This window comes from Streptomyces sp. NPDC049970 (genome assembly GCF_040660235.1).
GTDB lineage: Bacteria > Actinomycetota > Actinomycetes > Streptomycetales > Streptomycetaceae > Streptomyces.
On the sequence record NZ_JBFALP010000008.1, the window covers coordinates 1 to 17,030 of the forward strand.

At 69.4% G+C, this 17,030-nt stretch carries 15 protein-coding genes and 1 riboswitch; of the genes, 12 read left to right on the forward strand and 3 right to left on the reverse strand.

The window, feature by feature from the left end; translation table 11 throughout:
- The first annotated feature begins 183 nt into the window (after positions 1–183).
- From AB0I83_RS16635 to AB0I83_RS16680, 10 genes are all read left to right on the forward strand, one after another.
- Positions 184–792 (forward strand): CDP-alcohol phosphatidyltransferase family protein, encoded by a 609-nt coding sequence (locus AB0I83_RS16635; protein ID WP_356532543.1) that lies wholly within the window; start codon positions 184–186, stop codon positions 790–792.
- Positions 793–901: 109 nt separating this feature from the next.
- Complete coding sequence (locus AB0I83_RS16640) at positions 902–3,397, forward strand: mannose-1-phosphate guanyltransferase (RefSeq protein ID WP_356532544.1); 2,496 nt, start codon at positions 902–904, stop codon at positions 3,395–3,397.
- Between the two features lie 97 nt (positions 3,398–3,494).
- Entirely contained in the window at positions 3,495–4,415 is a 921-nt protein-coding gene (locus tag AB0I83_RS16645) for a DUF881 domain-containing protein (RefSeq protein WP_363305046.1), read from the forward strand.
- Positions 4,412–4,744, forward strand: coding sequence for a small basic family protein (locus tag AB0I83_RS16650; RefSeq protein WP_003970459.1), 333 nt, complete (start codon positions 4,412–4,414; stop codon positions 4,742–4,744). Before AB0I83_RS16645 ends, AB0I83_RS16650 begins: the two co-directional genes overlap by 4 nt.
- A 5-nt stretch (positions 4,745–4,749) precedes the next feature.
- Positions 4,750–5,580: a DUF881 domain-containing protein gene (locus AB0I83_RS16655; RefSeq protein ID WP_363305047.1), complete on the forward strand. Its 831-nt coding sequence runs from the start codon at positions 4,750–4,752 to the stop codon at positions 5,578–5,580.
- 190 nt (positions 5,581–5,770) lie between these two features.
- A complete protein-coding gene (locus tag AB0I83_RS16660; RefSeq protein WP_356532549.1) occupies positions 5,771–6,559 on the forward strand; it encodes an FHA domain-containing protein in 789 nt (262 codons plus the stop codon).
- A gap of 42 nt (positions 6,560–6,601) precedes the next feature.
- Complete coding sequence (locus AB0I83_RS16665; RefSeq protein WP_363305048.1) at positions 6,602–7,345, forward strand: MerR family transcriptional regulator; 744 nt, start codon at positions 6,602–6,604, stop codon at positions 7,343–7,345.
- Positions 7,346–7,398: 53 nt separating this feature from the next.
- Complete coding sequence (locus AB0I83_RS16670) at positions 7,399–7,872, forward strand: bifunctional nuclease family protein (protein ID WP_006123076.1); 474 nt, start codon at positions 7,399–7,401, stop codon at positions 7,870–7,872.
- Between the two features lie 241 nt (positions 7,873–8,113).
- Positions 8,114–8,659, forward strand: coding sequence for a MerR family transcriptional regulator (locus tag AB0I83_RS16675; protein WP_363305227.1), 546 nt, complete (start codon positions 8,114–8,116; stop codon positions 8,657–8,659).
- A 74-nt stretch (positions 8,660–8,733) separates the two neighbouring features.
- The gene (locus tag AB0I83_RS16680; RefSeq protein ID WP_363305049.1) at positions 8,734–10,191 is read left to right on the forward strand and encodes a DNA polymerase IV; all 1,458 of its coding nucleotides are present in this window, start codon (positions 8,734–8,736) and stop codon (positions 10,189–10,191) included.
- Here the strand turns inward: AB0I83_RS16680 and AB0I83_RS16685 are convergent.
- Positions 10,113–10,484, reverse strand: a complete 372-nt coding sequence (locus tag AB0I83_RS16685) for a PRC-barrel domain-containing protein (protein WP_356532555.1) — start codon at positions 10,482–10,484, stop codon at positions 10,113–10,115. The two genes, AB0I83_RS16680 and AB0I83_RS16685, sit on opposite strands and share 79 nt — an antisense overlap.
- 134 nt (positions 10,485–10,618) lie before the next feature.
- Positions 10,619–10,714: riboswitch (glycine riboswitch) on the forward strand.
- Between the two features lie 194 nt (positions 10,715–10,908).
- Between AB0I83_RS16685 and gcvP the strand changes: the two genes are divergently transcribed.
- Entirely contained in the window at positions 10,909–13,794 is a 2,886-nt protein-coding gene (gcvP, locus tag AB0I83_RS16690) for an aminomethyl-transferring glycine dehydrogenase (protein WP_363305050.1), read from the forward strand.
- Positions 13,795–13,864: 70 nt separating this feature from the next.
- Here gcvP and AB0I83_RS16695 read toward each other — a convergent pair whose 3' ends face one another.
- Positions 13,865–14,071, reverse strand: a complete 207-nt coding sequence (locus AB0I83_RS16695) for a DUF5999 family protein (protein WP_356532557.1) — start codon at positions 14,069–14,071, stop codon at positions 13,865–13,867.
- A gap of 288 nt (positions 14,072–14,359) precedes the next feature.
- Positions 14,360–14,974 carry a hypothetical protein gene (locus AB0I83_RS16700; protein ID WP_356532558.1) on the reverse strand — a complete coding sequence of 205 codons (615 nt, stop codon included), beginning with the start codon at positions 14,972–14,974 and terminating at the stop codon, positions 14,360–14,362.
- 493 nt (positions 14,975–15,467) lie between these two features.
- Here AB0I83_RS16700 and AB0I83_RS16705 point away from each other — a divergent pair, with 493 nt between their 5' ends.
- Positions 15,468–16,973 (forward strand): glutamate-cysteine ligase family protein, encoded by a 1,506-nt coding sequence (locus AB0I83_RS16705; protein ID WP_363305051.1) that lies wholly within the window; start codon positions 15,468–15,470, stop codon positions 16,971–16,973.
- The last annotated feature ends 57 nt before the right edge of the window (positions 16,974–17,030 follow it).

Here is a 17,030-nt window from a genome sequence, read left to right on the forward strand (position 1 = left end):
AGGGGGGACCCTGTGGGAGAGTAGGACGCCGCCGAACAATTATTCCGGGAAAGCCCCGTGCCCTTGTGGCACGGGGCTTTTCTGCGTTCCGGACCCATTTCTCGCACCCCTGTGCGCCGGAGCTCGGGAACTGCGGGTAGGGTCAGGGGCATCATTGGCACGTTCTTCACAGGAGGCCCCCGGGTGGAGGTCCAGGAGACTCGAGTTCAGACGGACCGAGTACTCACCATCCCCAACATCCTCAGCATGGCCCGCCTCGTCGGCGTCCCGCTCTTCCTGTGGCTGATTCTTCGCCCCGTGTTCGGCGGGCCCAACAGTGATGGCTGGGCCCTGCTCGTCCTGATGCTGAGCGGTGTCAGTGACTACCTCGACGGCAAGCTGGCCCGTCGGTGGAACCAGATCAGCAGGCTGGGCCGGCTCCTGGACCCGGCTGCCGACCGCCTCTACATTCTGTCCACCATCGTCGGGCTCACCTGGCGTGAGGTCCTGCCGCTCTGGCTGACCGCCGCGCTGCTGGCTCGTGAGCTCATGCTCCTCGTCATGGTGGGAATCCTGCGCCGCCACGGCTACCCGCCGCCCCAGGTGAACTTCCTCGGCAAAGCTGCAACATTCAACCTGATGTACGCCTTCCCCTTGTTGCTGCTCAGTGACGGAAGTGGTTGGCTGGCGTCACTGGGCACCATTTTCGGATGGGCGTTCGCCGGATGGGGTACAACCCTCTATTGGTGGGCAGGGATCCTATACGTGGTCCAAGTCCGCCGTCTGGTCAAGGCGGACGTAGTAGCCGATTAGCTAGTTGTCGTGGCGCCGTGCAGTGTCGCCGGCCCGCACCGCCCGCTGGTGTTGCCCCGATGGGTGGAGTCGGCTCGACCGTCGTCTCTTCGAGGAGGACGTTACCGACATGAAGGCCGTCGTAATGGCAGGCGGCGAAGGCACGCGCCTTCGCCCCATGACTTCGAGCATGCCCAAGCCGCTCCTGCCCGTGGCCAATCGGCCGATCATGGAGCACGTGCTCAGGCTGCTCAAGCGGCATGGGCTCAATGAGACGGTCGTCACCGTCCAGTTCCTCGCCTCTCTCGTCAAGAACTATTTCGGCGACGGTGAAGAGCTCGGTATGGAGCTCAGCTATGCCAACGAGGAGAAGCCACTCGGTACCGCGGGCAGTGTGAAGAACGCCGAGGAAGCCCTCAAGGACGACACCTTCCTGGTGATTTCCGGCGACGCGCTCACCGACTTCGACCTCACCGACCTCATCGCCTTCCACAAGGAGAAGGGCGCACTCGTCACGGTGTGCCTCACCCGGGTCCCGAATCCCCTGGAATTCGGGATCACGATCGTGGACGAAGAGGGAAAGGTGGAGCGCTTCCTGGAGAAGCCCACCTGGGGCCAGGTCTTCTCCGACACCGTGAACACGGGCATCTACGTCATGGAGCCCGAGGTCTTCGACTACGTCCAGGCCGACACCTCGGTGGACTGGTCCGGAGACGTGTTCCCGCAGCTGATGAAGGACGGCAAGCTGATCTGCGGCTACATCGCAGAGGGCTACTGGGAAGACGTGGGTACTCACGAGAGCTACGTGAAGGCCCAGGCCGACGTGCTGGAGCGCAAGGTCGACGTCGAACTGGACGGCTTCGAGATCTCGCCCGGTGTATGGGTGGCGGAAGGCGCCGAGGTCCACCCGGACGCGGTCCTGCGCGGACCGCTCTACATCGGTGACTACGCCAAGATCGAAGCAGGCGCCGAGATCCGCGAGCACAGTGTGATCGGTTCGAACGTCGTCGTGAAATCCGGTGCGTTCCTGCACCGGGCCGTCGTGCACGACAACGTCTACATCGGTGAGCACAGCAATCTGCGCGGCTGCGTGATCGGCAAGAACACCGACGTCATGCGGGCAGCCCGCATCGAGGACGGTGCGGTGATCGGCGACGAGTGCCTGGTCGGTGAGGAATCGATCATCCAGGGCAACGTCCGGGTGTATCCGTTCAAGACCATCGAGGCCGGCGCCTTCGTCAACACCTCGGTGATCTGGGAGTCCCGCGGACAGGCCAATCTCTTCGGTGCCCGCGGCGTCTCCGGGATCCTGAACGTCGAGATCACGCCGGAGCTCGCGGTCAGGCTCGCCGGCGCGTACGCGACGACCCTGAAGAAGGGTTCGACGGTGACCACCGCGCGGGACCACTCCCGTGGTGCCCGTGCGCTGAAGCGAGCGGTCATCTCCGCACTGCAGGCCAGCGCCATCGACGTACGCGACCTGGAGAACGTTCCGCTGCCGGTCGCCCGTCAGCAGACCGCGCGGGGCAGTGCCGGCGGGATCATGATCCGTACCTCTCCGGGCGTGCCCGACTCGGTCGACATCATGTTCTTCGACGAGCGGGGAGCCGACCTCTCCCAGGCGCGGCAGCGCAAGCTGGACCGGGTCTACGCCCGGCAGGAGTACCGCAGGGCCTTCCCCGGCGAGATCGGGGACCTGTACTTCCCGTCGAGCGTCTTCGACTCCTACACCGGGTCGCTCCTTCGCAACGTCGACACCGCGGGTATCGCCGACGCGGGCCTCAAGGTGGTCGTGGACGCCTCCAACGGCAGCGCCGGCCTTGTCCTGCCCAGCCTGTTGGGACGCCTCGGTGTGGACGCCCTGACGATCAACCCGGGGCTCGACGAGTCGCGTCCCACGGAGTCCGTCGAGTCACGCCGGGCGGGTCTGGTGCGCCTGGGCGAGATCGTCTCGTCCGCGCGGGCCGCCTTCGGCGTCCGCTTCGACCCCGTCGGTGAGCGACTCTCCCTCGTGGACGAGCGCGGCCGCATCATCGAGGACGACCGGGCGCTGCTGGTCATGCTCGACCTCGTGGCCGCAGAGCGGCGTAGCGGGCGGGTGGCGTTGCCGGTGACGACCACGCGGGTCGCGGAGCAGGTCGCCGCTTACCACGGCACGCAGGTGGAGTGGACGACCACGTCCCCCGACGATCTGACGCGTGTGGGCCGGGAGGACACCACCATCTTCGGCGGTGACGGCCGCGGCGGTTTCATCATCCCGGAGTTCAGCAGCGTCTTCGACGGTTCCGCCGCCTTCGTCAGGCTCATCGGCCTCGTGGCGCGGACACAGCTCACGCTCAGCCAGATCGACGCCCGCATCCCGCGCGCGCATGTGCTGCGCCGCGACCTGGCCACGCCGTGGGCGGTCAAGGGCCTCGTCATGCGCCGGGTCGTCGAGGCGGCGGGAGAGCGCAGTGTGGACACGACCGACGGTGTCAGGGTGGTGGAGACCGACGGCCGCTGGGTGATGGTCCTCCCCGACCCGTCGGAAGCGGTCACCCATCTGTGGGCGGAAGGCCCCGACGACGCGTCGGCCCAGGCGCTGCTCGACGAGTGGGCGGCGGTCGTGGACAGCGCGGGCGACTAGCAGAGGGGGCACGGCCCGGGAGCCGGTGTGCTGCGGCTTCCGGGCCAATGGTGGGGGCATTCGGTGGCTGCGGTCATGACGTGCGACGATGTGCGGCATGTCGCAGCCGCCCCCCGATCGGAGCAGCACACCGCCGCTTCCGCGTCCTGACGCCTCCATGTCGCTGCTGACCACGGTGATGGAGCACAGCCTCGACGAGGGATACGCCGAGGCCTCGGCGCGCCGCAGGGCCGACGGCAGCGCGGGCCTGCCGCGCACTCTCAGGGGGAAGCTCGGGCTCGCGGGCGGCCTCGTGCTGGCCGCACTCGTGGTGACCCTCGGCGCCGCGGAGGCCCGGGTCGCGGCTCCCGTCGTGGCCAAGGAGCGCGAGGAGCTCATCGACCGCGTCAACGCCGAGACGACCACGGCCGACGCCCTCGAGAAGGACGTCGACGAACTGCGCAAGGACGTCGGCGAACGGCAGCGCAAGGCCCTCGAACAGCACGGTGGCGACCAAGGCGCTCTGGTGGCTCTGCTGTCCGGGGCGACTCCCGTCGAAGGACCCGGTGTCAAGCTGGTCGTCGACGACGCCGAGGACACCGACCAAGGCGGTGGCGGTCCGCGCGAGTCCACCGGATTCGCCGATACGGGCCGCGTGCGCGACCGGGACATGCAACGCGTCGTCAACGGCCTCTGGCAGTCCGGGGCCGAGGCCGTCTCCATCAACGGGCAGCGGCTGACGGCCCTGTCGGCGATCCGTGCCGCGGGCGACGCCATACTGGTCGACAACAGGCCGCTGGTGCCGCCGTACACGGTGCTCGCGGTGGGGGACGGGAAGAAGCTCGTCAGTACCTTCAAGGACAGCGCGGACGGCCAGTACCTCCAGGCGCTGCAGGAGAGCTTCGACATCCGCACCAGCATCTCCGCCCAGGAGAAGGTGCGTCTGCCTGCCGCGCCCAGCCTGATCGTACGTACAGCAGAGCCTCAGGCCGCAGACACGGGCAGTGGTGCGGCAGACGCAGGGAAGGGCACATCGTGATCGCCGTACTGGGCCTCGTCGTCGGAGTCGTGGTCGGACTGTTGGTCCGGCCCGAAGTGCCGGCGGTGGTCGAGCCGTATCTGCCGATCGCCGTCGTGGCGGCACTCGACGCAGTCTTCGGCGGCCTGCGGGCCATGCTTGACGGGATCTTCGTGGACAAGGTCTTCGTGGTGTCCTTCCTCTCGAACGTCGTGGTGGCGGCACTGATCGTCTTCCTCGGGGACAAACTGGGTGTCGGAGCCCAGCTCTCCACCGGAGTGGTGGTCGTGCTCGGCATCCGGATCTTCTCCAACGCCGCGGCGATCCGTCGTCACGTCTTCCGGGCTTGAGGCCGATGAGCAGCGAACAGAACCCGAACCCTCGCGGCGGGGAGCCGTCCGGCGCGCTCCCGCCCGAGACACCCCCGCCCGCGCCGCACACCGCGCCGTCGCCGCCCGCCGAGGAGACCTCCGGCCGGCAGCGGCTGATGGCCGGGCTCTGGCCGCCCAGGGTGAGCAGGGCCCAACTCATCGTCGCGCTCCTGCTGTTCGTCCTGGGGCTTGGCCTGGCGATCCAGGTCAGGTCTAACAGCGACAACAGCGCGCTGCGGGGTGCCCGCCAGGAGGACCTGGTGCGCATCCTCGACGAACTCGACAACCGCACCCAGCGCCTCGAGGACGAGAAGCAGCGCCTCGACGACCAGCGCACGGAGCTGGAGAACAGCTCCGACCAGGCGGAGGAGGCCCGTAAGCAGACGCTCGAGAAGGAGCGCCAGCTCGGTATCCTGGCCGGTACGGTCGCCGCGCACGGCCCCGGCATCACGCTGACGATCAACGACCCCAGCGGCGCGGTCGAGCCGGACATGCTCCTCGACACCATCCAGGAGCTGCGTGCGGCGGGTGCGGAGGCCATCGAGATCAACGGTGTCCGCGTGGTCGCCGACACGTACTTCTCCGGCGACGCCGGGGAGCTGCGGGTCGACGGGCGCAAGATCGAGGCACCTTACGAGTTCAAGGTGATCGGCAAGCCGCAGGACCTCGAGCCGGCGCTGAACATCCCCGGCGGGGTGGTGCAGACGCTCGAGAAGGAGCAGGCCACGGCGGAGGTCGCACGCGCCGAGGACATCGTCGTCGACGCCTTGCGGCCTGCGCAGCAGCCTGATTACGCTCGGTCGTCGTCCGGGTGAGGACGTGCTGCGGAGGGGGCGAAGGACACGCGTACGCGCTTGCGGGGGGTCGGCGCGACGGATCGGTTACGCGTGGTGGAAACTGTCGGGTGGATACGGACGTTGTGAAGATGTCCGGGTCGGCAGGTGTGTTCGTTCAGGGTTCGTCCTGCCCCACGGGCGGGTCTATTTCGGTCAAGGGGAAACGCCCGTGAAGTTTTTTGCGAAGTTGTTCGGAAAGAGCGCCCGCGAGGACAGCAACGCTGCTCGCCACCGCGCTCCGCGCCAGGGTCAGGAGGCCGAGGAGCAGGGCACGGAGCGCCCGCTCTTCCGCGATGAGGTGCCGGGTACGCCCGGCGGCGGGTCCGGCGCGTCGTCTGTTGACCCCGCCGGTGCAGGACGCATAGGTTTCGGGTCACCATCGACCTCAAGTACGGGTGGAGGGTTCGCCCCCGCTCCGGAGGGCTCGTCCATGCCGGTTTGTACGAGGTGCGGGCATGACAATGCCGAAGCCAGCCGTTTCTGCTCCAACTGCGGTGCGCCGCTGAGGGGCGGCATCCCCGAGCGCGCCTCGGAGACGACCTCGACCATCTCGATCTCCGGCATCGAGGCGTACGAGGCCGAGGCGACGGGCCAGGCGGTAGTCCCGTCCCTGTCACCGGAAGCCCAGGCCGCGGTCGACGCCCTTCCCGCGGGTTCGGCGCTCCTCGTGGTACGTCGCGGCCCCAACTCGGGCAGCCGGTTCCTGCTGGACGGCGACCTGACGACGGCCGGCCGTCACCCGCAGAGCGACATCTTCCTCGACGACGTGACCGTGTCGCGGCGTCATGTGGAGTTCCACAGGAATCCGGACGGTAGTTTCACCGTGGGCGACGTCGGCAGTCTGAACGGCACCTACGTCAACCGCGAGCGCATCGATTCCGTCGCGCTGTCCAACGGCGACGAAGTCCAGATCGGGAAGTACCGACTGGTCTTCTACGCGAGCCAGCGGGGCGTGTGACCCTTCCCCGGACGTCGTCCGGGGGGACCCCCAGGAAGGTCCATGCTGCGAACACCGACAGGCGGTGCCGGTCACGGCACCGCCGCCACGGTCGAGCGCGCGATGAGCATCGGCACGGTGCTCCTCCGGCTGCGCGACGAATTTCCCGAAGTCACCATCTCCAAGATCCGCTTCTTGGAGTCCGAAGGGCTCGTGGAGCCTGAGCGGACTCCCTCGGGCTACCGGAAGTTCTGCCCTGCCGACGTCGAGCGGCTGGCCCAGGTCCTGCGGATGCAGCGGGACCACTACCTGCCGCTCAGGGTCATCCGTGAGCACCTGGATGGCCTGGAACGCGGCGAGAAGGCCTCCCTGCCGCCCGGTGGCGGCCAGGGAGCCTCCGGGGGGACTTCGTGGGACCAGGACAACGGTCGGGCCACCGCGGTCCGCATCGGGCGCTCCGAGCTCCTTGCCGCGGCGGAGGTCTCCGAGGAGCAGCTCGGCGAGTGGGAGTCCTACGGTCTCGTGGTGGCGGCGGCCGGCGGAAGCTACGACGCCGAGGCGGTCACCGTGGCGCGGCTGGTGGCCCAGCTCGGCCGGTTCGGACTGGAACCGCGGCACCTGCGGGCCGTGAAGGCGGCGGCCGAACGTGAGGCAGGCCTGGTCGAACAGGTCGTCGCGCCCCTGCGACGGCACAGGAATCCGCAGACCAGGGTCCATGCGGAGGCCACCGCCAAAGAGCTCGCCGACCTCTCCGTCCGGCTCCACGCCGCGCTCGTCCAGACCGCCCTGAGGGCCGTCTTCCACTGAGTGCGGGGGAGCCCGACTATCCAAACATGGCGAGCACGTCCTAGGGTTGCTGTGTGAACGAGCTCGACGTTGTGGGTGTCCGGGTGGAAATGCCCTCCAACCAACCGATCGTGCTCCTGCGTGAAGTGGGAGGCGACCGGTACCTCCCTATTTGGATCGGCCCTGGGGAAGCGACCGCGATCGCCTTCGCCCAGCAGGGCATGGCTCCGGCCAGGCCGCTGACCCATGATCTCTTCAAGGATGTGCTCGAGGCCGTCGGCCAGGAGCTCACCGAGGTCCGCATCACGGACCTCAGGGAAGGGGTCTTCTACGCGGAGCTGGTCTTTGCCAGTGGGGTCGAGGTGAGTGCGCGGCCGTCCGACGCCATAGCGCTCGCCCTGCGCACCGGTACGCCGATCTACGGCAGTGACGGGGTGCTGGACGACGCGGGCATCGCCATTCCCGACGAGCAGGAGGACGAGGTGGAGAAGTTCCGCGAGTTCCTCGACCAGATCTCCCCGGAGGACTTCGGCACCAACAGCCAGTGACCGTCCCTACGGGGGCTCCGTCAGCGCATCCGAGAAGCCGTTCCCGGAAATCAGTCACGGGAAACCACCCTCAGGGTGATTATCACTCGGCGTGCCGAGTGTGGCGATCGTTGACGCACCCCTGGTGACTGCCTACCTTCGAGATGGCAGGTCAAGGACGGAGGTCGGCGTGGGAAGCAGCGGCGACGGTACGGCTGAGGGTGGTCGGTACCGGCAGCACGGCAGGGCGACCGACCACTCCATCAGGCAGCCGGCTCAGCCGGCGACAGTGGCAGCGGACGGCGTGGCAGTGGCAGGGGACATCGGCTATCGGGGGCCCACAGCGTGCGCGGCTGCCGGGATCACCTACAGGCAGCTCGACTACTGGGCACGCACCGGGCTCGTGGAGCCCAGTGTCCGTCCGGCGTACGGCTCGGGGACGCAGCGTCTCTACAGTTTCAGGGACGTCGTGCTCCTCAAGATCGTCAAGCGGTTCCTGGACACGGGTGTGGCGCTCCAGAACATTCGCACCACCGTCCAGCACCTGAGGGCACGGGGGTTCACGGACCTGGAGCGGATGACCCTCATGAGCGACGGGGCGACGGTCTACGAGTGCTCGTCGCCCGACGAGGTGGTCAGCCTCCTCCAAGGGGGCCAGGGGGTCTTCGGTATCGCCGTCGGCGTGGTGTGGCGGGACGTAGACGCGGCGCTCTCGCAGTTGCACGGCGAGCGCGTCGACACCGGCGAGACGCTGATCGGCAACAACCCGGCGGATGAGCTGGCCCGGCGGCGCAACCGCGCGGTCTGATCCACGCCACTGACAACCGCCCCGCACGTGCCGTGCGGGGCGGTTGTCAGTGGCGTAGGGCACCATCGGTCCATGTGAGAGCCGCGCCCACCATCCTGCATCTGGACATGGATGCCTTCTACGCCTCTGCGGAGCAGGCGGCGAAGCCCAGCCTGCGCGGCAAGCCTGTGGTGGTGGGCGGACTCGGGACACGCGGCGTGGTCGCCACCGCGTCCTACGAGGCCCGGCGCCTGGGAGTGCACTCGGCCATGCCGACGGCGCAGGCGAGACGGCTCGCGCCCAACGCGGCCTATCTGGTGCCGCGCTTCCCGCTCTACCGCGCCGTCAGCGACCAGGTGATGGATCTGCTCGGGCGGCTGTCCCCGCTGGTGGAGCCGCTCAGCCTGGACGAGGCCTTCGTCGACCTGGAGGCGGGCGGGGTCGCCGACGACTCCGACTCGGCCCGCGCGATCGGTGTCCGCCTGCGCACGGTGATCAGGGCGGTGACCGGCCTCAGCGGTTCCGTCGGTCTGGCCGGCTCCAAGATGCTCGCCAAGATCGCCTCCGAGGAGGCGAAACCCGACGGGCTGATGCTGATCGAGCCGGGGACCGAGCGTGAACTCCTGGCGCCCAGGTCCGTACGCATCCTCCCCGGCGTCGGGCCCGCCACCGGGGACCATCTCCGGCGCGCCGGCATGACCGTCGTCCAGGACCTGGCGGACGCCGGGGAGGCGGAGCTCGTGCGCCTGCTGGGAAAGGCGCACGGCATCGCGCTGCACCGCATGGCCCAGGGGTTCGACGACCGTCCCGTCGTGACGGAGCGGGACGCCAAGTCCGTATCGGTCGAGGACACCTTCGACGTCGACCTGCACGACCGCGTGAGGGTCAGGGCCGAGGTCGAGCGGCTGGCGGACCGGTGCGTGCGCCGACTGCGGGATGCCGGGCGGTCCGGGCGGACGGTGGTCCTCAAGGTGCGCCGCTACGACTTCTCGACGCTCACGAGGTCCGAGACGCTGCGGGGCCCCACCGACGACCCGGTGGTGGTCAAGGAGGCCGCCGCGAGGCTTCTGGAGGCCGTGGACACCACCGGCGGCGTGCGGCTGCTCGGGGTCGGAGTGACCGGGCTGGCGGACTTCACGCAGGAGGACCTCTTCGCGCAGGCGGCCGAGGCGGAGACGGCGGCCGAGGCCGAGCAGGCGGCGGCCTCCGACGCCGCCCCGGCGGAACCCGTCGTCACCGAGGAGGAGGCGGCTGCCGAGGACGCCGTACAGCTCGCCGCCCGGCGCTGGCCCGCCGGCCACGACGTGCGGCACGACGTCCACGGGCACGGCTGGGTGCAGGGCAGCGGCATCGGCCGGGTCACCGTGCGGTTCGAGGAGCCGTGGACACCGCCGGGGCGGGTGCGCACGTTCCGTATCGACGACCCCGGCCTCCAGCCGGCCGAACCGCTTCCCCTGGTCCGGGAGCCGGTGGACTACTCCTCCTGGCCGGCCAGCCTGCCGAAGTCCCTGTCCGGGCCCGTTCCGCCGGACGGGGCGGAGTCCAGCCCGTAGTGGCGGTAGAGCTGCAACTCCTGCTCGGGGGAGAGATGGCGGCCGACACCGAAGTCGGGCGCGTCCTTGATGAGTGCCCGGTCGAACGGGATCCGCAGCGAGCCGTCGACCACTTCGCTCGGTTCCAACGGGACGAACGCGTCCCGGGTGAAGAGGCCGGTACGCACGGCGGCCCACTCGGGTACGCCCGTCGCGTCGTCCAGGTAGACCTCGTCCACGGTTCCGATCCTGGCACCTCGGCGGTCGAAGGCCTTGCGGCCGATCAGGCTGCGCGGATCGATGTCGCTCTGCACGGTGCCTCCCACTGCTCGCGACTGCGTCAGGGTGGTCGCAACTGCTCCACAGCCACTACAAAAGGCCAGATCCGGGGTATCGGCCACTCGAGACGGCCGCCGTCCGGCCCGCTGGTAGGCTTGAACACGGCTGCTGACCCCGCGCGGGAGAGTCCTTCGGAGCGATCCGGAGGCGCCGAAGGAGCAACTCCTCCCCGGAATCTCTCAGGCCCCCGTACCGCACGGACGAGGTCACTCTGGAAAGCAGGGCGGAATCCGTACGGCACACGCCGCGACGGGCACCGCCCTCACCGACGGTGAAAGCCGGTGTGCCGCAAGGCCGCCGGTGAAGCTCTCAGGTCGAGATGACAGAGGGGGAGGCCGTTCGGGCAGCCACGCCGTGGCGCGCCCCTCGCAGGTCGTTACAGACCAGGAGGCCTCCATCATGACCCCCCCTCGCACTCCGCTCTCCCAGCTCGAGCAGGGCATCCCCTTCGAGCAGCGTCACATCGGGCCCGATGCCGAGGCCCAGGCGAAGATGCTTGCCCAGGTCGGCTACGGCTCCCTCGACGAGCTCACCGCCGCCGCGGTGCCCGACGTGATCAGGAGTGCCGAGGCGCTCGACCTCCCGGAGGCTCGCACCGAGGCCGAGGTACTGGCGGAACTGCGGAGCCTCGCGGACCGCAACCAGGTGCTCACCCCGATGATCGGGCTCGGCTACTACGGCACCTTCACCCCGCCGGTGATCCTGCGCAACGTCATGGAGAACCCCGCCTGGTACACGGCGTACACGCCCTACCAGCCGGAGATCTCCCAGGGCCGCCTCGAAGCGCTCCTGAACTTCCAGACGATGGTCGCCGACCTCACGGGCCTGCCGACCTCCGGAGCCTCGCTCCTGGACGAGGGAACCGCCGCCGCCGAGGCGATGGCCCTGGCACGGCGTGTCGGAAAGGTGAAGGGCGGCGTCTTCCTGGTCGACGCCGACACCCTGCCGCAGACCGTCGCGGTGATCGAGACCCGCGCCGAGCCGGCCGGTGTCGAGGTCGTCGTGGCCGACCTCTCCGCCGGGATCCCGGCGGAGGCCGCCGAGCGGGGCGTGTTCGGTGTCCTGCTCCAGTACCCCGGCGCGTCCGGTGCGGTACGCGACATCCGGCCCGTCATCGAGCAGGCGCACGAACTGGGTGCGATCGTCTCCGTCGCCGCCGACCTGCTGGCGCTGACCCTGCTCACCTCGCCCGGCGAACTGGGCGCCGACATCGCGGTCGGCACCACACAGCGCTTCGGCGTGCCCATGGGCTTCGGCGGACCGCACGCCGGCTTCATGGCCGTACGCGAGAAGTTCGCCCGGAGCCTGCCCGGCCGTCTCGTCGGTGTCTCCGTCGACGCCGACGGCGACCGGGCCTACCGCCTGGCGCTGCAGACCCGCGAGCAGCACATCCGCCGGGAGAAGGCCACCAGCAACATCTGCACCGCCCAGGTGCTGCTCGCCGTCATGGCGGGCATGTACGCCGTCTACCACGGGCCCGACGGCCTGCGGACGATCGCGCGGCGCACGCACCGTTTCGCCGCCATCCTGGCCGGCGGGCTGCGGGCGTCCGGGACCGACGTCGTGCACGACGCGTACTTCGACACCCTCACCGTGCGTGTCCCCGGCGGGGCTGCCGACGTCGTGGCCGCCGCGCGCGGCCGGGGTGTGAACCTTCGCCTCGTCGACGGCGACCACGTCTCCCTCGCCTGCGACGAGACCACCACCCGCAGTACGATCGCCGCGGTCTGGGCGGCCTTCGGAGCCGAAGGGGACGTCGAGGCACTGGACGCCTCCGCCGAAGACGCCCTTCCCGAGGCGCTGCTGCGCACCGACGCGGTCCTCACCCACCCGGTCTTCCACCAGCACCGCTCGGAGACGGCGATGCTGCGCTACCTGCGCAAGCTCGCCGACCGGGACTACGCCCTGGACCGGGGGATGATCCCGCTGGGCTCCTGCACCATGAAGCTCAACGCGACCGCGGAGATGGAGTCCATCACCTGGCCCGAGTTCGGTGCGCTGCACCCGTTCGCGCCGGCCGAGCAGGCGCAGGGCTTCCTCACCCTCATCCGTGAGCTCGAGGAGCGTCTCGCCGAGGTCACCGGCTACGACGCCGTCTCCATCCAGCCCAACGCGGGCTCCCAGGGCGAGTTCGCCGGCCTCCTGGCCGTGCGCGCCTACCACCGCGCCAACGGGGACCACGGACGTACGGTCTGCCTGATCCCGTCGTCCGCGCACGGCACCAACGCGGCGAGCGCCGTGATGGCCGGTATGAAGGTCGTCGTCGTGAAGACCGCCGACGACGGCGAGGTCGACATCGCGGACCTCCGGGACAAGATCGCCAAGCACCGCGACGAACTCGCCGTGCTCATGATCACCTACCCCTCCACACACGGAGTCTTCGAGGAGCACGTCGCCGACATCTGCGGTGAGGTGCACGACGCGGGCGGCCAGGTCTACGTGGACGGCGCCAACCTCAATGCTCTGGTCGGCCTGGCCAAGCCGGGGCACTTCGGCGGCGACGTCTCCCACCTCAACCTGCACAAGACCTTCTGCATCCCGCACGGCGGCGGTGGCCCGGGCGTCGGTCCGGTCGGCGTACGCGCCCACCTCGCGCCGTACCTCCCCAACCACCCGCTTCAGCCCGCGGCGGGTCCGGAGACCGGCGTCGGACCCATCTCGGCCGCCCCGTGGGGCTCGGCGGGCATCCTGCCCATCTCGTGGGCGTACGTACGCCTGATGGGGGGCGAGGGTCTGAAGCGTGCGACGCAGGTCGCCGTACTCGCCGCCAACTACATCGCCAAGCGCCTGGAGCCGCACTTCCCGATCCTGTACAACGGCCCGGCGGGTCTGGTCGCGCACGAGTGCATCGTCGACCTGCGGCCGATCTCCAAGGCGACCGGCGTCAGCATCGACGACGTGGCCAAGAGGCTCATCGACTACGGCTTCCACTCGCCGACCATGTCGTTCCCGGTGGCCGGGACGCTGATGATCGAGCCCACCGAGAGCGAGGACCTCGCGGAGCTCGACCGGTTCTGCGACACGATGATCGCCATCCGCGGCGAGATCGAGAAGGTCGCGGCGGGTACCTGGAGCGGTGACGACAACCCGCTGCGCAACGCCCCGCACACGGCGGCTGCGCTGGGCGGCGACTGGACGCACGCCTACAGCCGCGAAGAGGCGGTCTTCCCGTCCGGTGTGACGCCCTCGGACAAGTACTGGCCGCCGGTGCGCCGGATCGACGGCGCCTTCGGCGACCGCAACCTGGTCTGCTCCTGCCCGCCGCTGGAAGAGTACGACCAGTAGGCACGCGGACGCGCGTCAGGGCCGGTTCGGAGACGTCTCCGGGCCGGCCCCCGTGTCTCCCCGACCGGGGTCAGGCGGCCTTCATCACGCGGCCGCTCCTCAGCGGCCGGTGCGGTGCGATGATCTGGCCGTCCGGGAGCAGTTCGCCGGTGTCCTCGAAGAGCAGGACGCCGTTGCACAGCAGGCTCCAGCCCTGTTCGGGGTGATGGGCCATCAGTCGCGCGGCCTCCCGGTCGTTGGAGTCGGCGGTCGGGCAGGGTGGCTGGTGCTGGCACATGGATGGGTTCTTTCGCTGCGGTGGGTCGAATGTCCTGCGGCTGGACGAGCTGTTCGTGGCCGGCCCCCGTATCAGGTCGGTCCGTACCCAGTGTTGCCCTACGGGCGTCGATCCGCAGGGATTTCGCGGCAGCTGTTGTTCTCCTCCCGGGACGCATCACCCGGCCGGACGGCTCGAACCAACTGCACTGTCCGTTCGGGTGGTTCGGGGTGGCCTGTCCGGACTAGTCCGCACGGGTACGCGTGTGCCCCCGCCGGACGGACCGGCGGGGGCACACGCGGCCGGGGCTCAGGCGGGCGATCCGAGGAGCCCGGGGAGTTCGGGAAGGTCCGGGAGGGGCGCCGGGGTGACACGCAGTGTCATGACCGGGAGGAGGTCGGCGACCCGGTGCGGACGGTGGGGCGTGATGCCCGGAGGTGCCGGGGCCAGGGGCACCAGCACGTCGTTCGGCGCGAGCACACCGCCGCCGGCGTCGTCCTGGGTGTCCGCGTGCAGCCACAGCGTGAGCATGTACAGCTCGGGGATGGAGAGCAGGCGCGGCTGGTAGTGCGTCGTCGCCGACTCCGCCTGCCGTACGGCGAGTTCTGTGGAGACGATGTACGGCCCCTCGAAGAAGTGCGAGAAGGTCCAGCCGTCGGCGGTCAGCATGGTGTCCGCGGCGGCGACGGCGCGCTCCTTGCCGCGGATGAGGAACCGCCAGCCCGCGAGGCGGGTGCGCGGCGCGGCCTGGTTCGGCACGATCCGGTCCAGTACGTGGACCGGGAGCGGGAGTTCGGGGCTCAGTGATCCCTGGACGGACCGCAGAGCGGGCGTATGGGCGTCGCGGACCGCGGTGGGCGAACCGAGTGCTGCGAGAACGCTGCGCAGTGCGGGCGCGGGAGCCGGTGAGACATGCAGCGGCATAGTGGGTTGCCTCTCACTTGGAGACACGGTGGTGCATGGGCGGGTGCAGACGGCGCTGTCGGCGTACTACGGGGCAAGAGGACGGCCGGTGACAGGCGGCCGAGCCGGTGCGTCAACTCTCTGCCTCGTTCGCAGAGTTTATACGACAAATGTTCACGCGGTGTTTCGGCTAGCTGTCCCGGGTATTGCGCACAAGGGGGATTCGAGCCTTTGAATTGCGGAGTTTCTGTGGATTCGGGCTGCCCCGAGCTCCTGCCGCCAGGTATTTTCCCGCTGCGGCGGTAGGCTGAAACCCGTCGGTTTTGGCGCCATGGCGCACGGCGGCCCGAACTGCATATGCCTCATGCCGACGGAATGTGCCTCCGGCTTCGGTGGACACACTACTGCGAGTCCGTTGGCGCTGTGGGCGTTACGGATCATCTGGGCGGGGCATTATCGATCGTGATGCGAGCGGCCTGTGCCGCGGGCCGCCCACTCGAGGAGGGACCCTTCGATGGGCGAGAAGATCGTGGCGGGCGCCTTTGCCCCGTCCGATCGGCAGGCGTACCGCGAGAAGCTCACCCAGTGCCTGACCGCGCTGGAGAGGCTCCTGTCGGAGCGGCGGTTCGATCGGCCCAGGAATCTCATGGGACTGGAGATCGAGCTGAATCTTGCGGGTGCGGACGGCATGCCGAGGATGCGGAATGCTGAGGTGCTCCAGCGCATCGCCAGCCGGGATTTCCAGACGGAACTGGGGATGTTCAATCTGGAAGTGAATATTCTTCCGCACCGGCTGAGCGGCCGGGTATTCGATCAGCTCGCCGAGGAGTTGCGTACCGGGCTCGCGTACGCCCATCGGAAGGCCGCGGAGGTCGACGCCGGGATCATGATGATCGGCATCCTGCCGACACTCGGGCGCGACGACGTGGTGCCGGCGAATCTGTCGGACGCGGAACGCTACACCCTCCTCAACGACCAAATGGCGGCGGCGCGCGGAGAGGATTTCGACCTCGATATCGAGGGCGTCGAGCGATTGGTCTCGACCTCACCCTCCATCGCCCCCGAGTCGGCCTGCACCTCCGTGCAGTTGCACCTGCAGGTGACGCCGGACCGCTTCTCGGACGTCTGGAACGCCGCGCAGGCCGTCGCCTCCGTGCAGATCGCCCTCGGCGCGAACTCTCCGTTCCTGTTCGGCAAGGAGCTGTGGCGCGAGTCGAGGCCGCCGCTGTTCCAACAGGCCACGGACGTGCGCCCGCCCGAGCTCAGGAACCAGGGCGTACGCCCCAGGACCTGGTTCGGGGAGCGCTGGATCGGCTCGGCCTACGAGCTCTTCGAGGAGAACCTGCGCTACTACACGCCGCTGCTGCCGATCTGCGACGAAGAGGATCCGCTGCGGGTCCTCGACGAGGGCGGCGTACCCGCCCTGGCCGAACTCGTCCTGCACAACGGCACGGTCTACCGGTGGAACCGGCCGGTGTACGGACTGGCCGACGGCGTGCCGCACCTGCGGGTGGAGAACCGGGTACTGCCCGCCGGCCCCACGGTCACCGACGTGATCGCCAATGCCGCCTTCTACTACGGGCTGGTGCGCGCCCTCGCCGACGAGTCCCGACCCGTGTGGACCAGACTGCCCTTCGAGGCGGCCGCGGAGAACTTCGGCGCCGCCTGTCGCCACGGCATCGACGCCGAGTTGCTGTGGCCCCGTCCAGGCCGCTCCGGCGGCTTCGCGAAGGTGCCCGCGGTCAAGCTCGTACGGGACGAGCTCCTGCCGCTCGCGGCCGCGGGGCTGGACGCATGGAACATCGAGCCCTCCGACCGCGACCGCTACCTGGGCGTCATCGAGGAACGCTGCCGTCTCCGGGTGAACGGCGCCTCCTGGCAGGTCGACACGTACCACCGCGCACTGGAGGCCGGTCTGGAACGGGAGGGTGCGCTCGCGGCCACCACCCGGCGCTACGGCGAGCTGATGCAGACCGGCGAGCCGGTGCACACCTGGCCGGTCGGCTTCCCCGCCCCCTGAGGAGTGGTCCGCCCGGTGTCCCGCCTCACCCGCGCCGTCAGGCAAGCTAGGACGCAC